The organism is bacterium (assembly GCA_024226335.1).
GTDB lineage: Bacteria > Myxococcota_A > UBA9160 > SZUA-336 > SZUA-336 > JAAELY01.
The window spans coordinates 1-3,174 of record JAAELY010000512.1; the positions used below are offsets into that span (position 1 = coordinate 1).

4 protein-coding genes are annotated in these 3,174 nt (G+C 62.5%); 3 read left to right on the forward strand and 1 reads right to left on the reverse strand.

From position 1 onward, the window contains the following. The 3 genes from GY725_24830 to GY725_24840 all read left to right on the forward strand — a co-directional run. Positions 1–664, forward strand: a 664-nt coding sequence (locus GY725_24830; GenBank protein MCP4007420.1) for an enoyl-CoA hydratase/isomerase family protein, incomplete at its 5' end; no start/stop codon positions are given. Positions 665–716: 52 nt separating this feature from the next. Then, the gene (locus tag GY725_24835; protein MCP4007421.1) at positions 717–1,364 is read left to right on the forward strand and encodes a nitroreductase family protein; all 648 of its coding nucleotides are present in this window, start codon (positions 717–719) and stop codon (positions 1,362–1,364) included. A gap of 12 nt (positions 1,365–1,376) precedes the next feature. Further along, positions 1,377–2,552 carry an acyl-CoA/acyl-ACP dehydrogenase gene (locus GY725_24840; protein ID MCP4007422.1) on the forward strand — a complete coding sequence of 392 codons (1,176 nt, stop codon included), beginning with the start codon at positions 1,377–1,379 and terminating at the stop codon, positions 2,550–2,552. A 6-nt stretch (positions 2,553–2,558) separates the two neighbouring features. On the opposite strand, the gene GY725_24845 is transcribed toward GY725_24840, so the two are convergent. Then, positions 2,559–3,113 carry a hypothetical protein gene (locus tag GY725_24845; GenBank protein ID MCP4007423.1) on the reverse strand — a complete coding sequence of 185 codons (555 nt, stop codon included), beginning with the start codon at positions 3,111–3,113 and terminating at the stop codon, positions 2,559–2,561. Positions 3,114–3,174 lie beyond the last annotated feature (61 nt).

The window sequence follows — 3,174 nt, forward strand, 5'->3', positions numbered from 1 at the left end:
CCGCGAGCTCAAGCGCGAAACTCGCGCGCGCGCGGTACTACTGACCGGCCGCGGACGCGCATTCAGCGCCGGTGGTGACTTCGACTGGTTCCCGTCGCTCGACGATCTGGAAAAACTCGAAAACCTGCGACGCGACGCCAAACAGATGATCTGGGATCTTCTCGATGTCGAAGTTCCGATCGTTGCGGCGCTCAATGGTCACGCGGTGGGTCTGGGCGCATCGCTGGCCCTGCTCTGCGACACCATCTTCATGGCCGAGACGGCCACCCTCGCCGACCCGCATGTTCGCGTAGGTATCGTGGCGGGCGACGGCGGCGTGGCCATCTGGCCTTTGGTCCTGGGACCGGCGCGCGCAAAGCAGTACCTGATGACCGGAGATGCCGTGAACGCACAGGAGGCGGAGCGCCTCGGCCTGGTCAATCGCGTCGTCTCCGCCGAGGAATTACAGGACCAGGCCATGGCCTTCGCGACGAAGCTAAGCGCCGGAGCCCCGCTGGCCGTGCGTTACACCAAGCAAGCGGTAAACAAACTGGTCAAGAATGCCCTGAACATCGCGTTCGACACGTCGACGGCACTCGAGATCGTGACATTCCAGAGCGAAGACCACGCGGAAGCACTGAACGCGATTCGCGAAAAACGCAAGCCGCACTTCAGGGGACGTTGACCTGGGAAGCTGACCCCGGAGACGCGGACACCGACCGGCAAGGGAGAATCTCATGGAACTCTACGATGCGATGAAGACCCTCAGAGCGGTGCGTCGGTTGCGACCCGATCCCATCCCCGACGAGGTACTGCGACGTGTGCTGGAAGCCGCAACCTGGGCGCCGAGCGGAGGCAATGTGCAGGCGTGGCGAATCGTCGTCGTCAAAGATGCCGCGAAGAAAGCCGCGCTTGGCGCACTCTACTCCACGCGCTGGAAGGCTTATAGCCAGGGGCATCGCGCACTGCTCGCAGACGCTCCCAAGGAAGTCCGCGAGAAGAACGAGCGCATGATCGCAGCGGGCGACTACCTGGCCGAGAACTTCGCCGATACACCGGCCGTGCTGATCAGCTGTTTCAATCCCAAGGGGTTGGCGGTCACCGACGAAAAACAGGAGCGGCTCTCGGTCGTCGGAGGCGCATCGATCTACCCGGCCGTCCAGAACCTGCTACTCGCCTGTCGCAACGAAGGCCTGGGCTGCGTGTTGACGACGCTCTTGTGTGAAGTCGAGAGCGAGGTCAGGACGCTCCTGGAAATCCCCGATCCCTGGTACACCGCCGCCATGATTCCGATCGGCTATCCGGTCGGGGGCGGGCACGGCAGCATTTCTCGAAGACCGGTCGAGAAGATGGTCTACGGCGATCGCTGGGGACAGCCGCTTTAGCGGCCGATCTGCATGCCGACCACTTTCGCCGACGAACCGGAACACATCGGACTGCTTCGCGAGACCCTGCGGCGCTTTGTCGCCGAAGAGATGAAGCCCGAATGGGTTCGAGAGTGGGACCGGGAGCACCGCTTTCCCCGCGAACTCTTTCGCAAGCTCGCGGATCTGGGCGTGTGCGGCCTCACCATCGACGAGGAGTTCGGAGGTGCGGGCCGCGACCTGGTGGCCGCCGTCGCCGTGATCGAGGAACTCTGTCGCGCCGGGAGTTTCGCCGCGGGCCCGTTCATCCACTGCGCCTTCTACGGCGGAATGAACATCTCGGAAAACGGCTCTCCGACCCAGAAGCGGGAACTGCTGCCGAAACTGGCGCGCGGAGAACTGCTCTTCGCGTACGGCTTGTCGGAACCCGACGTGGGCGGAGACCTGGCGAGCGTTCGCACCACGGCTCGGCTTTCAGACGACGGTCGGCACCTGGTTCTCAACGGCATGAAGCGCTGGTGTACGGGAGCCGAGTTTGCCGACTATATCTACTGCCTGGTGCGCAGCGACGAGCAGGCCGAGCGCTATCGAAACCTCAGCTTCGTTCTGGTGCCGACCGATCTGCCCGGCATCGAGATCCAACCCATCGAACACGTCAATCTTCGATATACACTTTCCAGTGACGTCGCATTCGACGACGTGAAAGTACCGATCGATCTCGTCGTGGGCGGAGAAGAAAGTCTGAACCGCGGCTGGAAGATGCTGGCGGGACGAGCGCTCGACGTGGAAAAGCTCGAGATCTCCGCCGTCAGCTTTGGAATCGCCCAGGCCGCCGTCGAAGAAGCCTGGGCCTACGCGCAGGAACGCCAACAATTCGGCAAGCCGATCAGCGGACACCAGGCCGTGCGCCACTCGCTGGTCGAGGCGCGCACGCGATTGGAGGCGTGCAGGCATATGCTCTACAACGCCGCCTGGCTGGCCAACCAGGACCGGCCCTGTAGCGTCGAGGCATCGATGGCCAAGCTCTTCGTGGCCGACACCGCCGTCGAGATCGTACTCGCGTGTCAGCGTGTGATGGGAGCCTACGGTCTGTCCGAAGGCTACGACATGGAACGCCATGTGCGCGACATCCTGGGGATGCCCATCGTCGGCGGCTCTTCGAACATGCAGAAGAACAACATCGCCAATCGCCTGGGACTGGCGGGCTGAACGCGTTCAGGACTGCTCGATTTTATTCGAGAACTCCTCTTGCCACTCCGCCATCGGTCGAAACTCAGGCTCGGCGCCAAATTCCTCGCGCGTGGTCTTTTCGATCTGCTCGTCGCTCTGGTCGAGGTCGTACCCACGACCTTGCGGCTGCGCCACGTGGAAGGGCGTGTCGACGTAGCATTCGATCCCATTGCCCTCGGGATCGGAGAAGTAGATCGACCAGGCATTGCCGTGAGTGATCTGCATGATTTCTTCGACACCGGCTTTGATCAGGGTGGCGCGCAGGCTGCGCAGGTCGTCGAGTGAACCGGTCCGAAACGCCAGATGATCGACCATGCGATGCGATCGCTCCGGAACGGGAATCCCCCCCACCATGGCGATCTGGTGATGGCAGGACGGATCCTGACTCAGGAAGAGGATCTGAGCGTCCCCGACCGGGCCCTGGTTGGTGATTTGGAAACCGAGAACGTCGCGATAAAAGGCGGCCAGGCTCTCGATATCGCGAGCGGCAATCGTGCTGTGACCGAGTGTGAGGCGGGGAGCTGCTGATTTTTTCGTCATGCCCGGAGGATATACGGTCGGCGAGGGAAAATCAGGACTTCCGCCCGAATCTGGCCATGCG

Excerpts from the sequence above, each read along its gene's own strand:
- GY725_24845 (MCP4007423.1), bottom strand. The coding sequence starts at position 3,113 with ATGACGAAAAAATCAGCAGCTCCCCGCCTCACACTCGGTCACAGCACG.
- GY725_24835 (MCP4007421.1), top strand. The coding sequence starts at position 717 with ATGGAACTCTACGATGCGATGAAGACCCTCAGAGCGGTGCGTCGGTTG.
- GY725_24840 (MCP4007422.1), top strand. The coding sequence starts at position 1,377 with ATGCCGACCACTTTCGCCGACGAACCGGAACACATCGGACTGCTTCGC.